This is a genomic window from Paraburkholderia atlantica (genome assembly GCF_009362785.1).
Classification (GTDB): Bacteria; Pseudomonadota; Gammaproteobacteria; order Burkholderiales; family Burkholderiaceae; genus Paraburkholderia; species Paraburkholderia atlantica.
Map to the genome: position 1 here is coordinate 111,742 of NZ_WHNQ01000020.1, position 24,649 is coordinate 136,390.

Annotated in this window: 22 protein-coding genes and 3 pseudogenes; 12 read left to right on the plus strand and 13 right to left on the minus strand. The window is 64.4% G+C overall.

What is annotated here, in order from left to right; genetic code table 11:
• Positions 1–21 precede the first annotated feature (21 nt).
• From GCT19_RS25620 to GCT19_RS25665, 10 genes are all read right to left on the minus strand, one after another.
• The gene (locus tag GCT19_RS25620; protein WP_227749333.1) at positions 22–858 is read right to left on the minus strand and encodes an ABC transporter ATP-binding protein; all 837 of its coding nucleotides are present in this window, start codon (positions 856–858) and stop codon (positions 22–24) included.
• A complete protein-coding gene (locus tag GCT19_RS25625) occupies positions 852–1,895 on the minus strand; it encodes an ABC transporter permease (protein WP_018432805.1) in 1,044 nt (347 codons plus the stop codon). Before GCT19_RS25625 ends, GCT19_RS25620 begins: the two co-directional genes overlap by 7 nt.
• A gap of 21 nt (positions 1,896–1,916) precedes the next feature.
• Positions 1,917–2,930 carry an ABC transporter substrate-binding protein gene (locus GCT19_RS25630; protein WP_152853490.1) on the minus strand — a complete coding sequence of 338 codons (1,014 nt, stop codon included), beginning with the start codon at positions 2,928–2,930 and terminating at the stop codon, positions 1,917–1,919.
• 164 nt (positions 2,931–3,094) lie between these two features.
• Positions 3,095–3,988: a branched-chain amino acid ABC transporter permease gene (locus tag GCT19_RS25635; RefSeq protein ID WP_152853491.1), complete on the minus strand. Its 894-nt coding sequence runs from the start codon at positions 3,986–3,988 to the stop codon at positions 3,095–3,097.
• Positions 3,989–3,997: 9 nt separating this feature from the next.
• Positions 3,998–4,876, minus strand: coding sequence for a branched-chain amino acid ABC transporter permease (locus GCT19_RS25640; protein ID WP_152853492.1), 879 nt, complete (start codon positions 4,874–4,876; stop codon positions 3,998–4,000).
• A 12-nt stretch (positions 4,877–4,888) separates the two neighbouring features.
• Positions 4,889–5,635: an ABC transporter ATP-binding protein gene (locus tag GCT19_RS25645; protein WP_152853493.1), complete on the minus strand. Its 747-nt coding sequence runs from the start codon at positions 5,633–5,635 to the stop codon at positions 4,889–4,891.
• Positions 5,632–6,402, minus strand: a complete 771-nt coding sequence (locus GCT19_RS25650; RefSeq protein WP_152853494.1) for an ABC transporter ATP-binding protein — start codon at positions 6,400–6,402, stop codon at positions 5,632–5,634. The genes GCT19_RS25645 and GCT19_RS25650 overlap by 4 nt, the downstream gene beginning before the upstream one ends.
• Positions 6,399–7,640, minus strand: coding sequence for an ABC transporter substrate-binding protein (locus GCT19_RS25655; protein WP_152853495.1), 1,242 nt, complete (start codon positions 7,638–7,640; stop codon positions 6,399–6,401). Before GCT19_RS25655 ends, GCT19_RS25650 begins: the two co-directional genes overlap by 4 nt.
• A gap of 22 nt (positions 7,641–7,662) precedes the next feature.
• A complete protein-coding gene (locus GCT19_RS25660; RefSeq protein ID WP_152853496.1) occupies positions 7,663–8,208 on the minus strand; it encodes a carboxymuconolactone decarboxylase family protein in 546 nt (181 codons plus the stop codon).
• Positions 8,209–8,249: 41 nt separating this feature from the next.
• Positions 8,250–9,626 (minus strand): LLM class flavin-dependent oxidoreductase, encoded by a 1,377-nt coding sequence (locus GCT19_RS25665; RefSeq protein ID WP_152853497.1) that lies wholly within the window; start codon positions 9,624–9,626, stop codon positions 8,250–8,252.
• Positions 9,627–9,777: 151 nt separating this feature from the next.
• Here GCT19_RS25665 and GCT19_RS25670 point away from each other — a divergent pair.
• The 3 pseudogenes from GCT19_RS25670 to GCT19_RS44820 form a co-directional block, all read left to right on the plus strand.
• Positions 9,778–9,930, plus strand: a pseudogene (locus GCT19_RS25670) (ABC transporter permease); the annotation flags it as partial.
• A 27-nt stretch (positions 9,931–9,957) separates the two neighbouring features.
• Positions 9,958–10,462, plus strand: a pseudogene (locus GCT19_RS25675) (ATP-binding cassette domain-containing protein); the annotation flags it as partial.
• A pseudogene (locus GCT19_RS44820) lies at positions 10,460–10,756 on the plus strand (LLM class flavin-dependent oxidoreductase); the annotation flags it as partial. The pseudogenes GCT19_RS25675 and GCT19_RS44820, both read left to right, overlap by 3 nt.
• 890 nt (positions 10,757–11,646) lie before the next feature.
• On the opposite strand, the gene GCT19_RS25685 reads toward GCT19_RS44820, so the two are convergent.
• Positions 11,647–11,847, minus strand: coding sequence for a hypothetical protein (locus GCT19_RS25685; RefSeq protein ID WP_227749334.1), 201 nt, complete (start codon positions 11,845–11,847; stop codon positions 11,647–11,649).
• 251 nt (positions 11,848–12,098) lie between these two features.
• Between GCT19_RS25685 and GCT19_RS25690 the strand changes: the two genes are divergently transcribed.
• A complete protein-coding gene (locus GCT19_RS25690) occupies positions 12,099–12,695 on the plus strand; it encodes a nitroreductase family protein (protein ID WP_152853498.1) in 597 nt (198 codons plus the stop codon).
• 87 nt (positions 12,696–12,782) lie between these two features.
• Here GCT19_RS25690 and GCT19_RS25695 read toward each other — a convergent pair whose 3' ends face one another.
• On the minus strand, positions 12,783–13,730 hold the full coding sequence (locus GCT19_RS25695; protein ID WP_152853499.1) for a TauD/TfdA dioxygenase family protein: 948 nt from the start codon (positions 13,728–13,730) through the stop codon (positions 12,783–12,785).
• Positions 13,731–13,797: 67 nt separating this feature from the next.
• Complete coding sequence (locus GCT19_RS25700; RefSeq protein WP_152853500.1) at positions 13,798–15,249, minus strand: NAD(P)-binding domain-containing protein; 1,452 nt, start codon at positions 15,247–15,249, stop codon at positions 13,798–13,800.
• 300 nt (positions 15,250–15,549) lie between these two features.
• On the opposite strand from GCT19_RS25700, the gene GCT19_RS25705 reads away from it, so the two are divergent.
• From GCT19_RS25705 to GCT19_RS25740, 8 genes are read left to right on the plus strand one after another with little or no spacing between them, the layout of a single operon-like run.
• On the plus strand, positions 15,550–17,118 hold the full coding sequence (locus tag GCT19_RS25705; RefSeq protein ID WP_152853501.1) for an ABC transporter substrate-binding protein: 1,569 nt from the start codon (positions 15,550–15,552) through the stop codon (positions 17,116–17,118).
• A gap of 3 nt (positions 17,119–17,121) precedes the next feature.
• Positions 17,122–18,042, plus strand: coding sequence for an ABC transporter permease (locus GCT19_RS25710; RefSeq protein ID WP_152853502.1), 921 nt, complete (start codon positions 17,122–17,124; stop codon positions 18,040–18,042).
• Positions 18,039–18,896 (plus strand): ABC transporter permease, encoded by an 858-nt coding sequence (locus GCT19_RS25715; RefSeq protein WP_227749335.1) that lies wholly within the window; start codon positions 18,039–18,041, stop codon positions 18,894–18,896. Before GCT19_RS25710 ends, GCT19_RS25715 begins: the two co-directional genes overlap by 4 nt.
• Positions 18,897–18,898: 2 nt before the next feature.
• Positions 18,899–19,981 carry an ABC transporter ATP-binding protein gene (locus GCT19_RS25720; RefSeq protein WP_152853503.1) on the plus strand — a complete coding sequence of 361 codons (1,083 nt, stop codon included), beginning with the start codon at positions 18,899–18,901 and terminating at the stop codon, positions 19,979–19,981.
• On the plus strand, positions 19,978–20,979 hold the full coding sequence (locus tag GCT19_RS25725) for an oligopeptide/dipeptide ABC transporter ATP-binding protein (protein ID WP_193727450.1): 1,002 nt from the start codon (positions 19,978–19,980) through the stop codon (positions 20,977–20,979). The genes GCT19_RS25720 and GCT19_RS25725 overlap by 4 nt, the downstream gene beginning before the upstream one ends.
• A 12-nt stretch (positions 20,980–20,991) precedes the next feature.
• Positions 20,992–22,410 (plus strand): LLM class flavin-dependent oxidoreductase, encoded by a 1,419-nt coding sequence (locus GCT19_RS25730; protein WP_152853505.1) that lies wholly within the window; start codon positions 20,992–20,994, stop codon positions 22,408–22,410.
• A complete protein-coding gene (locus tag GCT19_RS25735) occupies positions 22,403–23,242 on the plus strand; it encodes a TauD/TfdA dioxygenase family protein (protein WP_152853506.1) in 840 nt (279 codons plus the stop codon). The genes GCT19_RS25730 and GCT19_RS25735 overlap by 8 nt, the downstream gene beginning before the upstream one ends.
• A complete protein-coding gene (locus GCT19_RS25740; protein ID WP_152853507.1) occupies positions 23,239–24,648 on the plus strand; it encodes an LLM class flavin-dependent oxidoreductase in 1,410 nt (469 codons plus the stop codon). Before GCT19_RS25735 ends, GCT19_RS25740 begins: the two co-directional genes overlap by 4 nt.
• Position 24,649 lies beyond the last annotated feature (1 nt).

Here is a 24,649-nt window from a genome sequence, read left to right on the forward strand (position 1 = left end):
GTGGCCGCGTCTGCGCGCGGGCTACGTTTCGAGGCCCAGCAGCCCCAGTACATCGCGGCGCAACGACACCAGCGCGGGATCGTCGCGATGGCGCGGATACGGCGCGTCGTTGCGCACCTCGGAAACGATGCGCGCCGGCCGTTCGCTCAGCACGATCACGCGGTTCGCGACGTACAGCGCTTCCTCGACGTCGTGCGTGACGAGCAGCACGGAAAACCCTTCCGCCTGCCACAGCCGCACGAGTTCCGCCTGCATGCGGATACGCGTCAGCGAATCGAGCTTGCCGAATGGTTCGTCGAGCACGAGAAGGCGCGGGTTATTGACCAGCGCGCGCGCGAGTGCCGCGCGCTGCGCCATCCCGCCCGACAGTTGATGCGGAAACGCGTTCGCAAACGCCGACAGGCCGACCGTCTGCAGCGCCGCGTCGATACGTTCCGCGGTTTCGCGCTTCGCCTGATCGCCCCGTGTTTTGCGCTGCGCCTGCGGACCGAGCCCGACGTTGTCGCGCACCGTCCGCCACGGAAACAGCGTCGGGTCCTGAAACACGACGACGCGCGACGGATCGGGACCAGCGACCGCTTCGCCGTCTGCATGGATCTCGCCGCGCGCGGGCGCATCGAGGCCCGCGACGAGCCTGAGCAACGTCGATTTGCCGCAGCCGCTAGCGCCGAGCAGCGCGACGAACTCGCCGGGCTCGACCGTGAGGCTGATGTTGTCGAGCACGGGCAGCGCCTCGCCGCGCAGCGTGAATTGATGGCTGACCTCGCGCACATCGACTCGCGTGCCTCTCCGTGCGTGAGCGGAAGACATCTGCCGAAACGACCCGGGAAACGATTGAGACAGAGAAGCGGCTACCATTTGAGCAATCCTTTTTGCCATGTCAGCAGACGATCGCGCACGCGAAACAGCAACGTGATGAGCCCCGAGCACATCAGCGCCATCACGAGCAGCGCGGCGTACATGTTCGAATAGGCGGCCCAGCCCTGCGCCCATTGCAGATACCAGCCGAGGCCCGCTTTCACGCCCATCATCTCCGCGACGATCAACACCGCGAACGACGCGCCCAGACCCATGAACAGCCCGACGAATACCGAAGGCAACGCAGCCGGAATGGCGACGCGAAGAATCAGGAACGATGGCCGCGCGCCGAGAGTGCGGGCCACGTCGTAATACGCGGAACTCACGCTCGCTACACCGGACCATGTGAGCACGGCGACCGGGAACGCGGCAGCGAGTGCGATCAGGAACACGCTTGCGCTGAAGCTCGACGGGAAAAAGAAGAAGGCGAGCGGCAGCCACGCGGTGGCGGGCAACGGACCCACGAGGCGCAGGACCGGATGAAGCCAATACCCCACCGCCTTCGACCAGCCGATGCTGACGCCGATCACGAAGCCCGCCAGCGCCCCGCACACGTAGCCGTACGCGAGCAACACGAACGAGTGACCGACGCTCGACGCGAGTCTCGGCAGATCGTCCGCATAGACGGCGAGCAATGCTTGCGGGGGCGCGAAGAACGGACGCGGCAGCCATTCGAGCTGCGCGGTGACCACTTCCCATGCCGTCAATCCGATAGACAGCGCCAACAGCCAGGGCGTCGCGTTGAGCCACGCCTGCACGCGCAGACGCTTTGCGCTTGCCGCTGGTGTCGAGGTATTCACTCGCCAGCCCGCCACGCCGATACCCGCCGATAACACCGCGAACAGCAGCTTGAGGATCAGCAGTTCACGCGTGTATGGCCAGTCGTCGAGTGCGGGCCACCACTGCGTGATCGCCGCGCCGCCGAGCCATCCAAGCGCGGCGAGCCCGGACACGATCAGCTTGGGGTCGTGTCGCGCAGTGCTCGCGGCATCGGCGGCAAGATTGGCCCGAGGGAAAGTTTGAGTTTGCGTGGACATGTCGCGCTCCGTCAGTCGAGGTCATGCGCTGGCAAGATGGGTTTCTGAAATCGCGCGCACGTCGATCCGGCGTGGCAGGATCGCGTCGCGGTTCGCGCTGTCGGCTACTTTTTGCAGCGCTTCGATGTCCGCGTCGGTGACGAAGTGCTGCTTCAGCGAAGCGCGCTGCGTGATCTGCTTCGCGGCGTCGAGTGGCGAGCGCGTGAGCGTCGCGTAGATCTGCGCATAGGCATCGGGGTTCGCAAGGGCCCAATCGCCGGCGCGTTGATAGCGCTTCAGGACATCGGCAATCGCCGCGCGTTTGCGCGGGTCCGTCAGCGAGTTGCCTGACGCAGTGATGAAGCCGAGGCCGCTGTTGATCCCGCTGCCATCGCGCAGCACCCGGCCGCCGCGCTGCACGGCGATTCCGTAGTACGGGTCGAAGGTCGCCCACACTTCGATCGAACCGGACGCGAAGGCGGCGAACGCGTCGACCGGCAGAATGAAGCGCACGTTGACGTCATCCTTCGATAAACCCGCTTCCGCCAACGCGCCATAAAGCTGGAACTGCGAAATGCTGCCGCGCGCCGACGAGACGAACACCGTGCGCCCCTTGAGGTCGGCCACGGTGCGAACAGTCGAATTCGGGCTCACCAGAATGCCGAGTTGCGCGCCGGACCCGACGCGGGTCGCCACGATTTTCAACGACGGGTCGCCCACCGCCGCGGCGAGAACAGGCAAGTCGCCCGCAGGCGCGAGATCGACGGCGCCCGCGCGTTGCGCTTCGAACAAGGGCGCGGCGCCCTGGAAGTTAGCCCAGCGGTATGCGTAAGGTGCGTCGTCCAGTACCTTCGATGCTTCGATCAGCGCCCGCGTTCCGCCGGCCTGATCGCCGAGCACGAGCGTTACACCGTCGCTTGCCGTGCTCGCGTTTGGACTGCCCGCGGACACGTTTTGCCCACGTGCCGCGGCGGCCACTGAGGCGAGCGGCGCTGCAGTGAGCGCACGCAACACGCGTCGCCGCGCGGAAAAAGACGTTGGAACGGAAGGGGTCATAAGTCCTCGCCGAAGATAGTCAACACAGCGTAGCGAGGAAGGACCCGCGTGAGAATTATTCGATTTCGATATGTTTATATTTATTCAATATTTATGTTTTGCATGTCAGCAACGCAGGTAAGCGCGCGGCTCTCGCCATGCGAGAGCCGTAGGATTCGCGGAGCTTAAGCCTTGCTCGCCGCGTCGCGTGCGACCCTGAACCGGTACTCCCGCACGAAACCATCAGGCTTGAAGATCAGCGCGAGGATCAGGCCCAGTCCAACCAGCATCAGCCGCAACGCCGCAAGCTGACTCGACGACAACCACGCCACATAGTCGTTGACGAAACGTGTGCCCTCCAGCAGCAGCACCACCGTGAACACACTCAGCAGCATGCCGCGATTGCTGCCCCGTCCGCCGATAATCACGCTCATGAACGCATAGGCGGTCAGGATCGGACCAAACTGCGTCGGGTCGATGTACTGGTAGTAGAACGCATGCAGACAGCCCGCGAGGCCGATCGCGCCGCCGCCCAGCGCGAACAGACGCAGGCGCAGCGTCAGCACGTTCTTGCCAAGCGTCGCGGCGACCAGCGGATCGTCGCGAACGGCACGGGCGGCGCGGCTGAGCGGTGCGCGCGCAACCAGTTCGAACAGCGCGAACACGCCCGCGAGCAACGCGAGCGTCAGCAGCAGCAAGGGCACGTCGCCGTTAAGAGGCCGCGCGATGTTCGAGATGCCGAGACTGCCGCGCGTCAGCCACTCCTCGTGGATCGCCACGAGCTTCAGACACTCCGCCGCGCCGAGCGTGACGATGGCGAGATAGTCGTCGGAGAGGCGGATGGAAATGAGGCTGACGCCTGCGCTCGCCAGCGCGGTGAGCGCGACTGCGACGAGCATCGCGAGCCACGGATCAAAGCCGCTCTTCGTCAGTTGCGCGCACAGATAAGCGGCGAGCATGTAGAAACCGAACAGCCCGAAATTGACGAGCCCTGTCAGGCCCCATTGCAGATTCAGCCCGAGCGCCGCGATGCCCGCAATCGCGACCAGCATCAGTAGTGAGATGAGATACGGTGTCATGTGCGAGACCTAGCGAGTGACGCGCGGCTGCCCGAACACGCCCCACGGGCGCACCAGCAGCAACGCGCTGAGCACGACGAAAGCGACCGCAGTGCGATAGTGCGGCGCGATCACGAGCGTCGAGAGTTCGGACGCCACGCCCATCACGAGCGCGCCGAACACGGCGGCCATCGGCTTATCGATGCCACCGAGAATCGCCGCGGCGAACACGGGCAGCAGATAGTTCCAGCCCATCTGTGGATCGAGCGTCGCATCGAGCCCGACTAGCAGCCCCGCTGCGCTCGCGAGCGCGCCGCTCACGAACCACATCGCGGACACCGTGCGGTCGCGCGAGATTCCGCGCACCGAAGCGAGCGCCGCGTTGTCGGCGACGGCGCGCATCGCGCGTCCGAGACGCGTGTGGCCGAACAGTGCCCAGACCACGGCAAGGCCCGCAAGACCGACCGCGACGATCAGCCATTGCTCGTGATTCACGCGCAATCCGCCGAGCGGTTCGAGCGCGGCGAAGCGCGTCGGCCGCGCGGGCTCCACGTCGTAGCCGAGCGGCGTGCTGCCCGCGACGAAGCGCACCGCGTTCTCCAGCACCAGTGCGACACCCATGCTCGCCACCAGCAGCGTCACGCCGGAGCGTTCGCGCAGCGGGCGATACACCAGCCAGTCGACCGCGACCGCGATCAGTCCGCCGAGCACCATCCCCGCGAGCGCAGCGAAAGCGATCGGCCATCCGAGCTTGACGTTGAAGAAGTAGATGATGTAAGCGCCGAGCGTGAGCATCGCGCCGATCGCGAAGTTGGCGAAGCGCAGGATGCTGAAGCTCAGCGCGAGCGCCAGCGCCGGCAGCGCGACGAGCAGGCCCGAGACCAGTCCGTTGAAAAGAATTTGCAGCATCGTGTACGCGAATCAGTGAGTCTCGGACGCGTCGAGCGGCGCGCCGAGGTAGAGGCGGTGCAAACGGTCATCGGCGAGAAGCTCTTGCGCCGGGGCGAGAAGGCGCACCTGTCCCGCAACGAGAACGAGCCCGCGATCCGCCGCCGACAAACCGAGCTTCACGTTCTGCTCGATCATCAGCAGCGTGATGCCCGCCGCACGAATCCGCGCGATCGATTCGAACAGCAGGCCCGCGTTGCGGGGCGAAAGGCCCGCGGAAGGCTCATCCAGCACCAGCAGCGAAGGCGTCTGCATTAGCGCGGCCGCAATCGCCACCATCTGCCGCTGACCGCCGCTCAGCAGACCCGCGCTCGCGGAAAGGCGGTCGCGGATCTCGGGGAAAAGCTGCAACACATAATCGAGCCGCTCGCGCCGCGCCGAGCCTTCCGTGCGCGGATGCAAAAACTCCCAGCCGAGCCGCAGGTTATCCGCCACCGAGAGATTGGCGAAAACATTGCGCTCCTGCGGTACGTACGCGAGACCAAGCCGCGCTCGCGCCGGTGCGTTGAGCGTTTCGACCTGGGTTCCCTGCAATGCGATCGACCCACGCGAAGTCCGCAAAAGCCCCACTACGGTTTTGAGCAGCGTGGACTTACCCGAACCGTTCGGCCCGACGACGGTAAGCGCGCCGCCCTGCTCCAGTTCGATATCGACGCCGTGCAGAATGTCTTTACCGGCGTAGCCCGCATGCACGCCATGCAACGTCAGCGCCGCGCTCATGCCGCTGCTCCGAGATAGGCTTCCTGCACACGCGCATCGGTGGTGACGGCATCGAACGTGCCCTGGGTCAGCACGCGGCCTTCGGCGAGCACATACACGTGATCGCACAGCGCAGCCATCATCTCCATGTTGTGTTCGACGATGCCGAAGGTCATGCCTTCATCGCGCAGTTCGAGAATGAACGCACTCAGTTCGTCGATCAGTGCGGGATTGACACCAGCAGCAGGCTCGTCGAGCAGCAGGATCGACGGTTCGAGCATCAATGCGCGGCATAACTCCAGCAGCTTTTTCTGACCGCCCGAGAGCACCCCGGCCGGTTCGTCGGCGAGATGAGTAAGGCGCACGCGAGCGAGCAGCGACAACGCCCGTTCGATCGCGCGTTCTTCCGCGCGCCGCACGCTGCGCCGCGAAAACAGCAAGCCGGTGATAGTTTCGCCGCGCTGCGCGGGTGCCGCGAGCAGCAGGTTCTCCAGCACCGAGAGACTGTCCAGTTCGCGCGAAATCTGGAACGTGCGGCCAATTCCCAGATGCGCGCGCGCATGAACCGCGAGCCGCGCGATGTCCCGACCACCAAGAGTCACCGCGCCGCGCTGCGGCCGCAGCGTGCCTGCAAGCACGTTGAATAGACTGGACTTGCCCGCGCCGTTCGGCCCGACCAGCCCCGTGATGCGGCCCGCGCGCAGACCGAGCGACGCATCGTCGAGCGCGCGCACGCCGCCGAAAGAGACGCTCACGTGCGCGACCGCCAACGAGAGGTCTTCCTTCATCGGAGCGTGTCGATCAACTGGTTCGCGCCGTTCTTGATCACGAAGTGGCCATATTCGCGGTTCAACTGATCGCCGGTCGGCGTGAAGCGGAAACTCGATCCCGCGCCGCTATACGAGATGGCCTGCTTCGCGCGGAGCGCCTTGAGGCCATCGACGGGATTCTCGACGCTCTTTGCGTTGGGCCCACTACCGTTGACGACTGGCAGAATCGACTTCGCAAACACGGCCGGATCGGCGCTGCCCGCATGTTCGATAGCGAGTGCCAGCACGGAGATTTCGTCCCACACGTTCGACGGGAAGATCGCGAGCGTATTCGCCGGAATGCCCGCGCGGTGCGCGAAGGTCTTGTATGCGGTCGAACTTGCGGGCGGAATCGATTGAATATGGTGAATGCCCTCGGCCACGCTCTTGCCGACGTTCTTGATGAACGCGCCTTCCGCATCCGCCGCCGACGAATTCGCATAGATGCGCGAATCGCTGAAGCCGCTGCGATAGACCTCGCGCGCGATCGCCGACAGGTCCGGCAGATAGCTCGGCAGGAACACCGCGTCCGGCTTTTTGCCGAACACCTTTTCGACTTCCGCGCGATACGACGGCTGATTCGGATTGTAGTACACCACGTCGAGAATCTTGCCGCCGCCCTTTTTGAAGGCATCGACGAAGGGGTTCACCATGCTCAGCGTGAACGGCGTCTGCAACGCAAGCACCGACGCCGTACGCGCGCCGTCCTTCAGCGCCGCGCGTGCGAATATCGCGCCCCAGTCAGTGCCGCGCGCCTGAAAGCGCCACACGAGCCCCTGATTGTCGCCTTGCGTGACTTCGTCGCCCGAACCGGTGACGAAGAGCGGCACGCCCTTCTCGATGGTGATCGGCTTGATCGCCATCGCGACTGCGCTGCTCCATACGCCGACAATCGCCGACACCTTCGACACGTCCAACAGCTTGCGCGCAGCGGCGACGCCAGCGGTCGGATTGCTCTCGTCATCCTCGACGACGATCTCGATCTTGCGGCCGCCCAGCACGCCGCCGCCTTCGCTATTGATGAAGTTCGCGGCCTGCTTCGCTGCGTTGACCATGCCTTCGCCATACGCGCCGCCCGCGCCGGTGAGCGGCGCGAGCAGACCGATACGGATCGGACCGTTGTCCTGTGAGAAGGCGAGACGCGGAACGGCAAGCGCGGCGAATGCGGCGCTCGCCACGCCGAGGAAGGCGCGGCGATCGAACGAAGAATCGGACATGTGCGAGGTTGAGAAGATGTGGTTAAGCCGGATGCACTGCCGTCGGGTCTTCGCCGATCTGCAATGCCTGATTGAAGCGATTGAAGAAGCCGCACAGCGAAATGCGCAGCGTCAGCTCGACGATTTGCGCCTCGCTGAAGTGCTCGCGCAGACGTTCGAACACGTTGTCGCGAATGCGTTGCGGCGCGTTGGTCACGGCGATTGCGTACTCCACTACGAGCTTATCGACGGCATCGAGCTCTGGATGATCCGCGTAGTCGAGCAGGTTGCGCGCGCCCGCCTCGCTCACGCCTTCAACCGCAAGACGCGGTGCGTGACTGCGCACGCAGTAGTCGCAATCGTTCAGCAGCGACACCACGACAATCGAGATTTCAATGTAGCGAAACGGCACCGCGTTGCGCGCTTTCAGTTCGAGCAGCATGCGAGGCAAATGCTCGACCGCCGGTCCTACATGCGAGAGCACGGAGAACTGATCGGCGAAATGCGCGCCGTTGCCGGTGAACGCGTTGAATAGCTGACGCAGTTCGGGCGAGAAAGAAGATGGATCCGGTTCGCTGACGCGAGGCATGGGCAATCCCGCCGTGAGAAAAGTGGATGACGGACGCACGCTCAGCGCGCGCCGGATTCGAAGCGAAAGCTCGCGCCTACGTGCGGTGGCTGGAGATGCGCGCCCTGCTCGAGCAGCTTGTCGCGCAAGGTGCCTTCCGTATAAGACGTCTTGTATGCGCCGCGCCGCTGCAATTCCGGCACGAGGTACTCCACCACGTCGTGGAAGGTGCGCGGCGATTCGACCCACGCGAGGTTGAAGCCGTCGATGCCGGTCTCTTCAACGAGCGCTTGCAGTTCGTCTGCGACCTGCGCCGCATCCCCGACCACCACCGCGCCGCGTCCGCCGATCGTCACGAATTCCACCGCGTCGCGCACGGTCCATTCGCGATCCGGGTCGAGCTTGCTGAACGACGCGAGCGCCGATTGGCCCGCATCCGTGTCGACGTAGGCCAAGGTATCGTCGGGCTGGTAGCGCGACAGGTCGATCCCCGTCCAGCCCGACAGCAGCGCCAGCGCGCCCTCGTAGCTCGCGCGCTGACGGTAGGCTTCGTAGCGCGCCTGCGCTTTTTCCGCGGTTTCATCGACGATCACGGTGAACATCGCGAACAGCAGCGCGCTGTCGGGCGCGCGTCCCGCTTCGACAAGCGCCGCGCGAATCGCCTGCGCCGACTTGCGCAGACCGTTGCGCGTGGGCGCGCCGAGGAAGATGCATTCGGCGTGCTTCGCGGCGAACTGCGTGCCGCGCGTGGAGCCGCCCGCCTGAAAAAGCAGCGGCGTGCGCTGCGGCGACGGCTCGCACTGGAAGATGCCTTCGCTTTTGAAATAATGGCCCTCGTGCTCGATGGGTCGCACGCGATCGTGATCGGCATAAATGCCGCGTTCGGTGTCGCGTTTAACCGCGCCGTCCTGCCAGCTTCCTTCCCACAGCTTGTAGCAGACTTCGAGAAATTCGTCGGCGCGGTCGTAGCGTTCGTCGTGCGCGCGCAGTTGCGTCTGGCCGAGACTGCGTGCGCCGCTTTGCAGATACGACGTCACGATGTTCCAGGCGACGCGGCCGCCGGTCAGATGATCGAGCGTGGTGAAGCGGCGCGCCAGCAGGTACGGCGCTTCATACGCGACAGAAACGGTCACGCCGAAGCCGAGATGCTTTGTCGCGTGCGCCATCAACGGGATCAGCGGCACAGGATCGTTCATCGGCACCTGCGCGGCGGTGCGCAACGCGGCGGCCGGGCTATCGCCGAGTACGTCGTAGATACCCGTCACATCGCCGAGAAAAAGGCCGTCGAACAGGCCGCGTTCCAGCGTCTGCGCGAGTTCGACCCAATAGTTCGTGTCGAGATAGCCGACCGAATTGTCGTCGGGCGCTGTCCACTGCCCGGGTGCGAGGTGCACCACGCAATTCATCATGAAGGCATTCAGTCGTATCTGGCGAGGCATGGCAGGGCTGGTGACGCTTGGGAACCGGTGATTCTATGTTTCGCATAAACGCCGCCCAACCATGCGATTCTGGTTTGCTTATCAGCGTATACATGGAATAAAAAGCACGCAGGCCGCTTACGTCGCCCGTCTCTCCCGTTGCGCGACCGGCGACGGCAGCGAGCAGTTCCGGATGGACCTGGTGCTATTCGGCATCATCGTCGTTGGACTGACGGGTTGGGCGCTCAACGCACTGGCGCGCGGCGTCGAGCGACGAGTGATCGCGCGCCGCAGCGGTGCGCCGCGCGAACGTGCCGTAGCTTGAAGCGGCTCAACAACAGGAAGCGGACTCATGACCACCACGGGTTCCGAAGGCATCCGCATCCGCGGCGTCAGCAACCGCTATGCGCGCCAACGTGATGCGGACGACGACCTGCTCGTGCTCGATGACATCTCACTCAATATCGCGGCCGGCGAATTCATTAGCGTGCTCGGCGCCAGCGGCTGCGGCAAGTCGACGCTGCTGCGGCTAGCCGCCGGACTCGACACTGACTATCGCGGCGAGATCAGCGTGGACGGCGAGCGGGTGCGCGATACGTCGCTCGAACGTGGCATCGTGTTTTCAGGATCAGCGGCTATTTCAGTGGCTTACAGCCTCGCAGAATATTCTCGCCGCGCTGCGCAACGCGCCGCTTTCGCCACAGCAGAAGCGCGACGCGGTGTCCGAGCACGTCGCACTCGTCGGCCTGCAAGGCTTCGAGCATAGCGAGCGCATCACGATAATGCTCGTCACGCATGACGTCGACGAAGCGATCCATCTTGGCGATCGCGTGGTGGCGATGGCGCCGCGCCCTGGCCCACTACGCGCAGCTCGCGCGCATGCCGCGCTGTCGGTCTTGACGGAGCGCATCGGGCTGCTGGCCGCGCAAACGGCCGAGGTGATTTTCGTCGCGCATCAGACGCTCGACGAAGCACGGCAGTTCTATCGCGACGTCAAGGGGCGGCTCGCCCGCTACGGACGCGCGCCCGAACACCTGAAGATCATACCGGGCATCTTCCCGGTGATCGGCAAGACGCAGCAGGAAGCGCGCGACAAGTTCGACGCGTTGCAGGAGTTCATCGATCCGGCGGTCCGTCTCGCGTTGCTATCGACGCGCGTTATACGTCATCGCCCGGCGGATATGGTCGAATATAGTCGTCGCATCTGGTCAGTAGCTGACGACCGTGTGCTTCGGATTCGCACTCGCGAACGTGCCCGCGCCGCCGACCAATTGATCGCCGCTCAACCCCTCGCCTTGCGCGCCATGGCAGGCCGCCCAATTAGCCGCGAAAATCCGGCCATCCGTTGCGACATCGTCGCTGCCACTGGCCAGGCCGCGTCCATCCGCCGCGACATCGACGTTCCATGCGCTGAGTTCGGCCCCGCTAGTGGGCTTGCCGATCGTGTCGATAGATAGGCGCCAGCGCACCGGTTCGGCGGAGGATTGCGCTTCACCGGTTGCGTTGACCGAAGAGGAGCAACTTCCGAGCAGGCCGCTGACCGCGACCACCGTCAGCAGAGCGCTCATCGTCTTCGATCTCGAAGCCACGAACCGGACCCGCTTACGCATTTTTCACGCTCCCATCGGCGTCGATGCGCCATTGCTGAATGCCGTTGCAGTGATAATTCGAGTTCAATCCGCGTACTGCGACGACAGAATCGGCGCGCCGACAAGCGCACCAGTATAAGTAGTGCGAGCGAGCCCATCAAAGCGGATTGCGACTAAGGTTATGACGACCGGCCCTATGCCGCGCAGGGACTCAGGAAAACAGCGCGAGCGCAATTCGATGCTGCGTCGTGACCGCGTCGTGACCGCGCGTCGCGCGGCGAGGACGGATCGACGAACACCTTATGGACGCTCGATCGCGCTGTGTCGTCGCCCGCTGAATTGTAGATGTTCAGCAGGAGCAGTTAGTCTGGCGTCACTAGCGGAAAACAATAGCCGCCGTGCCGCCGATCGAACACTAACGCGTAGGTTTCAGCCGCCCTGTCCGGATTTATTCAAACGTCCAGCCCATGTTGAAGTATCCCGCGCGCGTAAGTGGCGATGCGCTCGAGGCGCTCGGGATCGTCGCGCGGCTGTTCGCGTGCACTGCGCGCGCGGACAGCCGCGTGGCGCCGGTCGAGATGCATCCGCTGCCGCACGGCTTCGAGGAAGCCGGACACGGCCCGCCGATAGAACAATGCGAGGTCCAATGACATCGTGCGCTCCCCTGCTCGTGGCATTGATCGAATCTAGTCAGCGCCGCTCGCTTGCGCAAACAAGCATTTGTGCAATGCTCTGTGCCGCAAATGCAATGTCGGCAGGACGACATCGACTCAACGTATTCTCCCGTCATCTGCTTTTCTTATGCGCAAACATTGGTTGGATTCATGTTTGACCCGACTTACCGTCCTGACTCTGGCGGGCGTACACGCATAAGCATCGCCTCTCTCTCCTCAATGGCACAGACATGACCACCTCAAACTCCCGTACCGCCGAGTATCCGATCGACAGGCAATTTCTCGAACGCTGGTCGCCGCGCGCGTTCACGAAGGACACGATTCCAGAATCGACGTTGCTAACCTTTCTAGAAGCGGCCCGCTGGGCGCCCTCGTCGTATAACTCGCAGCCGTGGCGGTTCGTCTATGCGCGCCGCGACACGGAGCACTGGACGCGATTTCTGGGTTTCCTGAACGAGTTCAACCGCGGCTGGGCACAATATGCCGCCGCGATCCTGATCGTGCTGTCGAAGCGCACGTTCGCGCCACCGGGGGCCGCAACGGAAGTGCCGCTCGCGTCGCATTCGTTCGATACAGGCGCCGCGTGGGGTTATTTCGCGCTGCAGGCAAGCCTGTCGGGGTGGAAGGCACACGGCCTTGCCGGCATTGAACGCGAGCATATCCGCGCGGAACTGGCGATCCCCGAGGACTATGCGATCGAGGCGGCCGTTGCCATCGGTCGCGCTGGTGACAAAGCTTCGTTGCCTGAAGCCCTGCAAAAGCGCGAGGCGCCGAGCCCGCGCAATCCGCTACCGACATTCGTCGCGGAAGGCCGTTTCGCGCTCTGAGCGCGCCGCTTGCGGGGCGCGTCGCCGTCACCGGGCTTCGCGGCGCGCGCGTCGACGAACCGGACCGCCCGACGAGCGACCTGCGACTCAGTTCAGCGCAATCGCTGCGGCCGCTCCCATCGGCGAACCTTCGAGCGACACCGACGTCCTTCCGTCCGGCCCGACCGGTACGTCACCGACGAGCGTCGTGCGATACAACTGACGGTCGAAGTCGAGATCGAAGATGTCGGTCGGCGCGAGATGTGCAGTCGTGCGGTTGTCCCAGAACGCCACGCTGCCCGCTTCCCATTTGAAGCGCACGGTGAATTCCGGTCGTGTCACGTGCTCCCACAGCAGTTCGAGCAGCACCTGGCTTTCGCGTGGCGCCAGTCCGACGATCTGCTTGAGAAAGCCGGGGCTCACGTATAGCGCGCGCTCGCCGGTCTCCGGATGCACGCGCACGATCGGATGCTCGCTGACGAGCGTATGCTGCTCGACCGCCGATGCAAACGCGTCAGTGCCTTTCGCGCCTTGCGGCGGCGCAAAGCGATGCACGCCGCGCAAACCGTCGACGAAAGCGCGCAGCGGGGCAGAAAGCTTCTCATAGGCGACCACGAGATTGGTCCATTGCGTGTCCCCTCCGTATGGGGGGATCGTCACGCCCCGCAGGATCGACGCATAGGGTGGATTGACCGCCGCCGTGACATCGGTATGCCAGCCTGTCCACGGACGCCGGAGCGGCTCTCCCTCGAAACGCGTCTCCTTTCGAAACTTCGAAATCGAATAGATCTGCGGATGACCTTCGACATGGCCGAAGACAGGATGCCCAACAGTCAGCTCGCCGAATTGAGCTGAAAAAACCACATGCTGCTCATGACTGAGGAACTGGTCGCGAAAGAAGATCACGCGCCATTCAAGCAAGGCATTGCGGATCGCCTTGATCTGCGAGCGTGTCAGGGGTCGGGAAAGATCGACGCCGCTGATTTCGGCGCCGGTATGCGCAGAAAGCGGGCGCACAACGACCTGTGCGTCTTCTGAAACGACGGCTGTATTCATGATGGATTCCGGTTGATGTCGTAACGAACAGGCGCGCTGCAAAATCAGCCGCCCATGTTGCTTCGATTTACTTCGCCAATGCGACGTCGGTTTCCCGATAAACGCTCTGCGCATAGTGAGATTCGTCGAAGTCAGCAGGAACAGTGGCGCTCATACGCTCTTCGTGCACACCGAGGTCTTCGACGAACAGGTCCTGGCTGATGCGCCGGATCACCGCCGGGATGTCGCGCTTCATGCTGGGCACATCGCCGACAGGCAAGCCCCGGCTCACAAAAGCGGCGGGATTGAACACGTGGATGTTCGCGAGATACGGCGCCGTGCCCGGCGTTTTCTCCTGGTACTCCAATGCTTCGCCGAGCCATGGGTGGGCACCGAGCGCGTCGTCCCGCTCGGGCGGGGTGGGCACGTAGCGGTCCTGCCAGAGCAGCACCTGATCCGCGATTTCGGCCAGTTCGGGCCGCGCATGCAGGTCGACCGCGTAGCCCGTGCCGGCGATCACGAAGTCGAATGCGAACGTTGCGCCCCCTGCGCGCGCTCGTACACGCGTGCCCTCGACGGTGGCCTCGTGCCAAAGCGTGCCGAGATGCAGATGAAAGTTGGCAAAGCGCGTCGCGCGAGTCACGGCATCGGCCGGCGGCGTCGAACCCGCACGCCTGAAACGCCACGCCAAGTGCCAGCGCAGCGCATCGGGCAGTGCCGGATAGTTGTCGTAGGCACCCGGATACGAGCGCGCGCGAATCACGGGCTCCGCGGCGAGCGCCGCACGCCTTGCGAACAGATGTACGTCGGCGGCCCCGGCTTCCAGCGCCGTCGCCGCCGCATCGAATGCCGAGGCCGCTGCACCGACCACTGCGACCGACTTGCCGCTCAGCGAAGCGAAGTCGATCGCCTGGGATGTGTGTGCGCAGTGCGTGGACGGCAGCGTCGCCAGTGGCGCGACCAGGTTGGGCCTGCCGTTACCCGCTACGCCGTTGGCGAGAATGATTTTGCGCGCCGTCTCCATACGATGCTCGATACCATCGGCGCCCCGAATCGCAAGATGCAGCCGGAAGTGTCGTCCATGCGGCTCGATACGTTCGAGCGTCGTGCCGTACCGCACCGGAATGCCAAGAAAGTGGCGGTACCAGGCGAGATATTCACTCCACTGCTCGCGCCCGATCCGCTCGATCTCCGCGTAGGCGGTCTCGCCATGGCGCGCTTCGTACCAGGCCTGGAAGCTCAGTCCAGGCAGTCCCGCCTCGGGGCCTGCGAGCGACTTCGGCGTGCGCAACCGGTTCATACGTGCTCGCGTCGTCCAGACACCCGCGCCTCTTTCATCTGCTGCAGCGTCGATTACGCTGACTTTGCCAATGCCCGCTCGCCGCAGTGCGAAAGCAAACGCCGCACCGCTCTGTCCACCTCCTACGATCAGCACGTTGTGATCGATGCCCGACCGATCGGCGACCCAGTTCTCGGGATCGGGACCGATGAGGCGCAGCGTTTCGCGAGCGAGAGCATCTTGGGTCGAGGACGAAGTCATGAACGGGTATCCGGTCGAACGTGGCGGGCGATCGAGTATCGGCCCTATGCGGTCAGCCGGAAACGAAGCATTTGTGATTTTCATCTTCATGAAATGCGGGTCCCACGTTCCGGACTGCGCTACCCCATGCACGGTGTACCTCATGCCGTTTGCAGAAAAGCACTTAAGGTGCGCATTGATATCGATATCGCATTTGCATCGTTGCCGAATCGCCATTTGGCGCGCGATCATCCATCGCTCCGATGGCTACCGGCCGCAACTGCATCCGCGACGATTCTGCATTGTCGCCACTGTCCTACCATGCACACGATCTTGACTTTCCTTCGCGGATTCGCATTGGCGGCCGCCCTTTCCTGCACATTCGTCGCACCGTCCCACGCAACGAGCACCGCGCCCGCCGTCGATCGTGATACTGTCGTGATAGGCGTTGAAAAGGAGTTCTACAATCTCGACGGCCTCGTTGCCGTGAGCGGTGATTCGCTGCGCTATGGTTGGCAGATCTACGATACGCTCTACGGCTTCGATACCAGGGGCAATCTCGTCCCGCGTCTTGCAACGAGCCTGACCGTCTCGAACGACGCTCGCGTCTTCACTTACAAACTCCGCCCCAACGTCAAATTTCACAATGGCGCGACACTCACGTCGCGCGACGTGAAGGCATCGCTCGATCATATCCTCGACCCGCGCAGCAAAAGCACGCGCCGTCCGTTCTTCGCACCCGTTGTCGAATCAGTGGAAACGCCGGATCCGCTCACGGTCGTCTTCAAGTTGAAGGCGCCGGATGGCGCGTTCGCCAACAAGGTCGCCGGCTATCTGTACATCGTTCCCGCCGACTACCTCGCGAGCTTGCCGATTCCGGACGCGTTCGCGCAAAAACCTGTTTCGCTCGGACCGTACAAATTCAAGTCTCTTTCTCCGGGCGGCAATGAACTCGTATTGGAGCGCTTCGACGACTACTGGGGAGAAAGGCCACGCGTGAAAACGCTGATCTTCCGCGCAATCACCGACCCGTCGAGCCGCGTCAATGCGGTGCTGCGCGGTGAGGTCGACCTTTCGGTCGCGCTGCCCTTCTCTGACTACGCGCGCCTCAAGAAAGAAAGTGGGCTCGATGTCATTCAAAGCCGCGTCGCTTCACCGATCTATGTTCGCGTCTATACCAATGCGAAGGATTCGCCGCTTGCCAACGTAGGGGTCCGCCAGGCGCTCAGCTATGCGCTGGACACGAACGCCATCATCAAGAGCGTGCTGTACGGCGTGGGCGAGCCGCTCGGCACGATGATTTCGAACTACTACCCGTATGGAGCGGACCACTCGATCAAGCCTTATCCGTATGATCCAGTCAAAGCACGCGCGCTGCTCGCTGAAGCCGGTTATCCGAAGGGTTTCGAAACCACGCTCAATATTCAGGGAGACATGCCGCAAGGCGTAGCCGAAGCAATCGCGGCTTACTGGGGGCAGGTCGGCGTGAAGGTGAAGCTCAATCGGCTGACCTACGCAACGTTCCAGCGCCTGAACAATACGCACGCTTCCGGGCCGCTGGCGCTGAGCCAGTTCACCAATGCGCTCTACGACCCGGTCCATCCGGTCGCCGGTGCGTTCGCGTCAACCGGTAGCTGGTCGGACTATTCGAATCCGAAGGTAGACGCGTTGCTCGCCGACGTCTCGAAGGTCAGCGACAGGACGCAGCGCGGGCAGGTATTCCAGCAAATTGGGCGCGAACTGCACGACGACGCAGCGGCCATCTTCATTTCCGAGTTCACATACGTCTACGCGAAGAAAAAGACGCTGGAGTGGCAGCCGCAGCAAGGCGGCGGCTTCCTGAACTTCCGCACGATCGCGTGGGCGCCGCAGACGGTGGTCGGGAACTGACCCATGTGCGGCTATGTTCTGCGCCGCCTCGGCTCCACACTCGTCACGGTGTGGCTAATGTCGGTTGTGATATTCGTGCTGGTGCGCATGGTGGGCGACCCCGCCTATCTGCTGATGCCACCCGAAGCCACTGAAGCGGACCGCCAGCTCTTTCGGCAGCAGCTCGGTCTCGCCGACCCGCTCCCAGTGCAGTACGTGCACTTTCTGGCCGGGATTCTGCAAGGGGACATGGGCAATTCGTTTCACTTCGGCGCACCGGCGCTCAATATGGCGCTCGGTCGCCTTGGTGCGAGCCTCGTGCTCGTCGGCACATCGCTCGCGCTGGCGCTCTTCGTGGGGCTCGTGCTTGGTATCGGCGCGGCTGTTGCGCGCGGCTCGTGGGTGGATCGATTCGCGACCCTGTTCGCTGTGCTCGGCCAGGCAGGTCCTCCCTTCTTCGTCGCGCTGCTGCTGATCCGGCTCTTTTCCGTGCAGCTGGGGTGGCTGCCGACGGGTGGCCACGGTAGCTGGAAACAGCTCGTGCTGCCCGTCGTCTCGCTCGCGTGGTACTCAGCCGCCGGCATCGCACGCCTCACGCGCGCCAACATGTTGAGCGTACTCGACTCCGACTTCATTCGCATGGCGCGCATCAAGGGGTTGCCCGAGTATGTGGTGATCGGCACGCACGCACTGAGAAATGCTGCGTTACCGATCGTGGCGTACACCGCCTCGCAGTTCGGCATCCTGATCGGTGGCGCCGTGTCGATCGAAACGGTGTTCTCGTGGCCAGGTTTCGGCAGTCTCATGGTCGAGGCCATCAACACGCTCGATTTCACGGTCGTGCAGGCCGCAGTGATCGTTTCTGTGCTGCTGTTCGCCGTGATCCATCTTGCGGTCGATGTGCTGTGCGCACTCGTCGATCCGCGCATCCGGCATCATTCATGAGCGGGCGCCTGCTCTTCCCTGTTGCGCGCGGCGAAGCCATTCGAGCCGCATGGCGCCAGCGCGGCATGCTTGCCTACGCAATCATCTTTGTGCTGATCGTCGGCGCGTCCGCGCTCGCGCCGTGGCTCACGCGCATCGACCCGAACGCGATCGATCTCTCAGCCACGTTCCGGGCGCCATGCCACGCGCATTGGTTCGGCACCGACCAGATGGGCCGCGACGTCTTCGTGCGCACGCTCTACGGCGGACGCATCTCCCTGCTCATCGCGTTTTGCGCCGTGCTGCTCGCGGGCTTTTCGGGTGTGCTGGCCGGGCTGCTGTCCGCCTACATCGGCGGCCGCTTCGACACGGTCCTGATGGGCCTCGTCGACGCGCAGTACGCGCTGCCGCCCGTTTTCCTCGCCATGCTGATTGTCGGCATATGCGGCCCGAGCGTGACGAACATCATCATCGTCGTGACGCTCGCGAACTGGGGGCGCTTCGCGCGCATCATCCGCGCCGAGGCCCTCAGCCTCCGCGAGCGCGACTTCGTGCTGCTCGCGAGGCTCGCGGGCGCGTCGCCCCTCTACGTGGCGCTGCGCCACCTGTTGCCCAATGTGCGCAACACGTTCGTCGTGTTGCTCACGCTCGACATCGGTCTCGTGATCTTCATGGAGGCGGCGCTGAGCTTCGTAGGCCTCGGCGTGCAGCCGCCCGATCCGTCGTGGGGCGGCATGCTCGCCGAAGGCCGCAATTACCTCGATACGGCCTGGTGGCTGACCGCGCTGCCGGGACTCGTGCTCATCGCCACCGTGCTTTGCAGCAACCGGACCGGCGATGCGTTGCAGCGCGGCGAACGTAGCCAGGGAGGCTGAAAATGAACGGCAAGACCGAGGCGGCGCCGGTGCTCGCGGTTGAAGGCCTCATTGCTGAAGCCGCGCCGCCAGCCGGTTCGCCGCAGGCGCCGGTACGGCTCGTGGACGGCGTGAGCTTTTCTGTGCACGCGGGCCGCACGCTGGGACTCGTCGGCGAATCCGGCTCCGGCAAGAGCGTGACGTGTCTTTCCGTGTTGGGCCTGCCGCCCGCACGCGTGCGCGTGGCGGGTGGACGCATCCTGCTGCGCGGCGACGACCTGCGAAGCAAGACGCCTGCCGAGCTTCAGGCGCTGCGCGGCCGCGAGGTCGGCATGATCCTTCAGGACCCGATGACCTCGCTCAATCCGCTGCTGACGATAGGCCGGCAGATCACCGAGATGTTCCGCTACCGAGCGAACATCGAAAGCCGTACCGAGTGCGAGGCGCGGGCGGTCGATCTGCTGCGCCGCGTGCGCATTCCGGCGCCGGAGAGTCGCCTGAAGAGCTATCCGCACCAGTTCAGCGGCGGAATGCGCCAGCGCGTGGCCATCGCAATGAATCTCGCGTGCAACCCCGGCCTGCTGATCGCCGACGAACCGACAACCGCCCTCGACATTACCGTGCGGCTCCAGATCCTCGATCTGCTGCGCGAAATGCAAGCCGAGCGCGGCACCGCGATCGTGCTCGTCACGCACGACCTGCATCTCGTGCGCCGCTATTGCGACAACGTGGCCGTGATGTACGCCGGCCGCATCGTCGAACAGGGGCCGGTCGAGGCGGTCTTCGCGCAGCCGCGCCATCCCTATACGAGCGGGCTGCTTGGCGCCGTGCCGCGACTGCGGCAGCCGCAGCGGCGGCTCACCGTGATTCCGGGGCAGCCACCGCTGCCGGGCAGCATCGCGCAGGGATGCCGCTTCGCACCGCGCTGCCCGCGTGCCGACGCCGATTGCACGGCGCAGTATCCCGCAACAGTCGAGCCGCAGCCGGGACGCAGCGTGGCCTGCTGGCATCCCGAGCCTGCATCTGCGTCGGCCGCGGCGCCGAGCGCGGCTTCGCGTGCTGCTTCCGTCCCGCTCGAACGGCTTCCTCTCACTACGGCCTCGTGAATACGCAAGCATCGCCCGTCGCGGCCATCGAGGTGACCCATCTCGGACGCGTTTTCGCCGTTCGAAGCGGGCTGCTGTCACGCGCGACGGACTTGCACGCCGTCGCGGACGTCTCCTTCGTCCTGCCCAAGGGCGGGACATTCGGGCTGGTCGGCGAGTCCGGCTCGGGCAAGTCGACGCTCGCGAAGATCGTGCTAGGCGCCGAGACCGCGAGCCGGGGCGAGGTTTGCCTCGACGGAAGGACGTTCGGGAAAGACACGCGCGCCGAGGATCTTCGCTGGCGGCAACGCGCAGTCCAGGCTGTCCTCCAGGACCCGTCCGCTTCACTAGATCCACAGATGAAGGTTGCGGATATCGTGCTCGAACCGTTGCGCATCCAGCGCCGTGGTATTGCACGCGCCGCGTGCGAAGAGCGCCTCGACAGACTGCTCGCACAAGTAGGATTGTCCGCCGAATTCAGGCAACGCCGACCTGGCGAGCTGAGCGGCGGCCAACGCCAGCGCGTCGCCATCGCGCGTGCGCTCGTGCTCGAGCCGGAAATTCTCGTGCTCGACGAACCGGTCTCGGCGCTCGACGTCTCGATACAGGCGCAGGTGCTCAATCTGCTCAAAGACCTGCAGGAAACGCTGGACCTCAGCTTTCTGCTGATCTCGCACGATCTCGCCGTCGTCGCGTATATGAGCAGCCATATCGGCGTGCTCTACCTCGGGCGCCTCATGGAGCAAGGTACGCGAGAGGACATCGTCGAGCGCGCGGCGCATCCGTATACGCACGCGCTGATCGCCGCCTCCGACCCGGACGCGCTGCACGTGGAGGCCGTGGGCGGCGACATGCCCTCGCCACTCTCGCCGCCGCCCGGCTGCGTTTTCCACACGCGCTGCCCGGTCGCGCGCGCAGTGTGCCGCACGCAGGCGCCGCCCGCTCATCAATTCTCCGCGACGCACCGCGTGACCTGCCACTTCCCGGTTGCTTCGCACGTCCCCAATCTTCCAGCCTAGAGGACGCTTCGCATGTCCACGGAAATCCGCATCAACGCGTTTCTGGCTTTCGCGCCGACGCACCTCTCGCCCGGTCTTTGGGCCCACCCGCGCGACCGTTCGCTCGACTACAACACCTTGTCCGTCTGGACCGACCTTGCACGCACCGCCGAGCGCGGCGGCTACGACGCGCTTTTCTTCGCCGACGGCATCAGCCAGTACGACGTCTACGGCGGCTCCAACGCCACAGGCGTGCGGCTCGGCCTGCAGTTTCCTCGCCTCGATCCGCTGCTGCTCATTTCCGCAATGGCTCAGGTCACCGAGCATCTGGGCTTCGCCGTCACGAGCAGCGTGAGCTACGAGGCGCCGTTCCTGTTCGCGCGCCGGCTCTCGACGCTCGACCATCTGACGCGCGGCCGCATTGGCTGGAACATCGTGACGAGCTTTGGCGAAAGCGGCTCGCGCGCGGTCGGCCAGCAAGACGCGCGGCCGCATGACGAACGCTACGACCTTGCCGACGAATACATGGAACTCGTCTATCGCCTGTGGGAAGAAAGCTGGGAGCAAGGCGCGGCAGTGCGCGAGCGCGAAACGCTGACGTTCGCCGACCCGCAACGTGTGCACGAGATCCGCCACGAGGGCCGCTACTTTTCGATGCAGGGCACGCACTACGCCGAACCCTCGCCGCAGCGAACCCCGCTGCTCTACCAGGCGGGCACGTCGAATCGCGGCAAGGACTTCGCGGCTCGCCATGCCGAATGCGTGTTTCTCTCTTCGCCCACCGCGCATGTGGTGGCGCGCGACGTCGCCGACGTGCGCCGGCGCGCCGCCGCGCTCGGTCGCGACCCGACCTCCGTGCTCTTCTTCTCGCTCGCAACGGTCATCGTCGCGCCGACCTCCGCGCAGGCGCAGGCCAAATGGGAGGACATCCAGCGCCATGTGAGCCTCGAAGGCGCGCTCGCGCTGTTCTCGCGCTGGAGCGGCATCGATCTTTCGAAATACAGCCCCGACGATCCGCTGCGCTACGTGAAGAGCGAAGGCATGCAATCGGCCATCGAAGCCTTCACAGTGGCCGATCCCGAGCGCGTCTGGACCATTCGCGAGCTGGCGATCTTCAACGCGATCGGCGGCAAGGGGCCAGTGTTCATCGGCTCGCCGCAAGAGGTGGCGGACGCGCTCGAAAACTGGAAAGCCCAAACGGGCGTGGACGGTTTCAATCTGAGCCACGCGCTGCTGCCCGGCACACATGAGGATTTCGTCGATCTCGTGGTGCCGGAGCTGCGCCGCCGCGGCATCTACAAGGAGGCATACCGGAGCGGCACCTTGCGCGAAAAACTCTACGGCGAAGGCGCGGCGCTCATCGCGCCTCCGCATCCCGCAGCGCTTCATCGCGCTGTCCACTCACGCGGCGCCCAGGCAGGCCCGCAATTCGACACCGCACCCCATGTCTGAAACCGACCAACCGACCATCGCCGTGCAGCCCCTCACGCGCCATATCGGCGCGCAGATCGACGGCATTGACCTGACCCGTCCGCTTACCGGGTCGCAAGTAGCCGAACTGCGCCGCGCGCTGCTTGCGCACCAGGTCATCTTCTTCCGCAATCAGCCGATCAGTCTCGATCAACATCTCGCGCTCGGCCGCCATTTCGGGACGCTGCACGTGCATCCGAACACGCCGGGCCCCGAGGGCTACCCGGATATTCTCCAGATTCACGCGGACGAGAACACGCGCCGCGTAGCCGGCGACCGCTGGCATTCGGATGTGTCGTGCGACGACGAGCCGCCGATGGGCAGCATCCTGCATCTGCACACGCTTCCCTCGCATGGTGGCGACACGCTCTTTTCGAGCGCCTATGCGGTGTACGAATCGCTCTCGCCGGGATTCCGGAGCTATCTCGAAGGGCTGAGCGCCACACACGACGGCGAACCGACATACCGGCAGCGCAACCGTCTGCGCGGCATCGACGACAGCGGCCGACGCTTTCCGAAGGCTTCGCACCCGGTCGTGCGAACTCATCCCGAGACCGGACGCAAAGGCATTTTCGTCAACGAGAACTTCACGACGCATATCGACAACGTGCCCGCCGCCGAGAGCGAAGGCATCCTGCGCCTGCTCTTCGAGCGCTTCGCCTCGCCCGAATTCCAGGTGCGCTGGCGCTGGGAGCCGCATTCGATCGCGTTCTGGGACAACCGCGCCTGCCAGCATCTGGCCGTGTGGGACTACTACCCCGAGGTGCGCTCCGGCTACCGCGTGACGATCAACGGAGACAAGCCCTACCTATGAGTTCCGCAACTGCTCATCAGAAGAAGGAAATCCGCGTGAACGCGTTCGCGCTGCACAGCCCGGTGCATCACTCGCCGGGCATGTGGCGGCATCCGCGCGACCGCTCGCTGCACTACAACACGCTCGAATACTGGGTCGAACTCGCGAAGACGCTGGAGCGCGGCCTCGTCGATTCGCTCTTCATGGCCGACAGCATCGGCGTGAACGACGTCCATGGCGGCAGCGTGGATACCGCCCTGCGGCACGGCGCGCAGGTGCCCAAGCAGGACCCGGTCATGGCGCTTTCGGCGATGGCGTACGTCACGCGCGATCTCGGCCTGTGCGTCACGAGCAACGCAAATCACGAGCCGCCTTATGTTTTCGCGCGCCGCATGTCGACGCTCGATCATCTGACGCGTGGACGCATCGGCTGGAACATCGTCACAGGCTTCGCGCAAAGCAGCGTGAAAGTGCTCGGCAAGGACGCGATCGCCTCGCGCGACGAGCGCTACGACATCGCCGACGAATACATGGACGTTGTCTACAAGCTTTGGGAAAGCAGCTGGGAAGACGATGCGCCCGTACGCGATACAGCCACCGGAGTTTTCGTCGATCCTTCGAAGGTCCATCGCGTCGATCATCAGGGCCGCTACTTCAAGGTTCAGGGCATCCATATGACCGAGCCTTCGCCGCAGCGCACGCCGGTACTGTTCCAGGCGGGGGCGTCGGCACGCGGCCAGCGTTTTGCCGGCCGTCACGCCGAGGGCATTTATTTGAGCGGACCGAGCAAGAAAGTGCTTACGCCCGTAGTGAACGCCACGCGCGCCGAAACCGTGAAGGCAGGACGCGCGGCACACGACATCAGGTTCTTCACCATGGCGACCATCATCACGGGCCGTACCTCTCGCGAGGCGCGTGAGAAATATGAGGACTACCGCCGCTACGTGACGCCCGAGGCCGCACTGGCGATGTTTTCTGGCTGGACCGGCATCGACTTCTCGACCTGGGACCCGGACGAGCCGATCCGCTACATGCAGCTCGATGCGGGCACGTCCTCGGCGCTCGAAGGTTTCACGCGGCTCGATCCGGAACGCGTCTGGACCGTGCGCGAGCTTGCGCTGCATAACGCGATCGGCGGCCGCGGCCCGGTTTTCATCGGCGCGCCCGGCGAAGTCGCCGATGCGCTCGAAGAATGGGTCGACGAAACAGGCATCGACGGCTTCAACCTGAGCTATGCCGTCACGCCGGAGGCGTACGAAGACTTCGCAGATCTCATCGTGCCAGAGCTGCAGGGGCGCGGACGCTACAAGACGCGTTACGCACCGGGCACGCTGCGCGAGAAATTGGGCGGCGACAGCAGCCGGCTCGATGAGCGACATCCCGGCGCGGCCTTCCGGCGTGCGCCACACTCCATCCAGGAACGTTGAC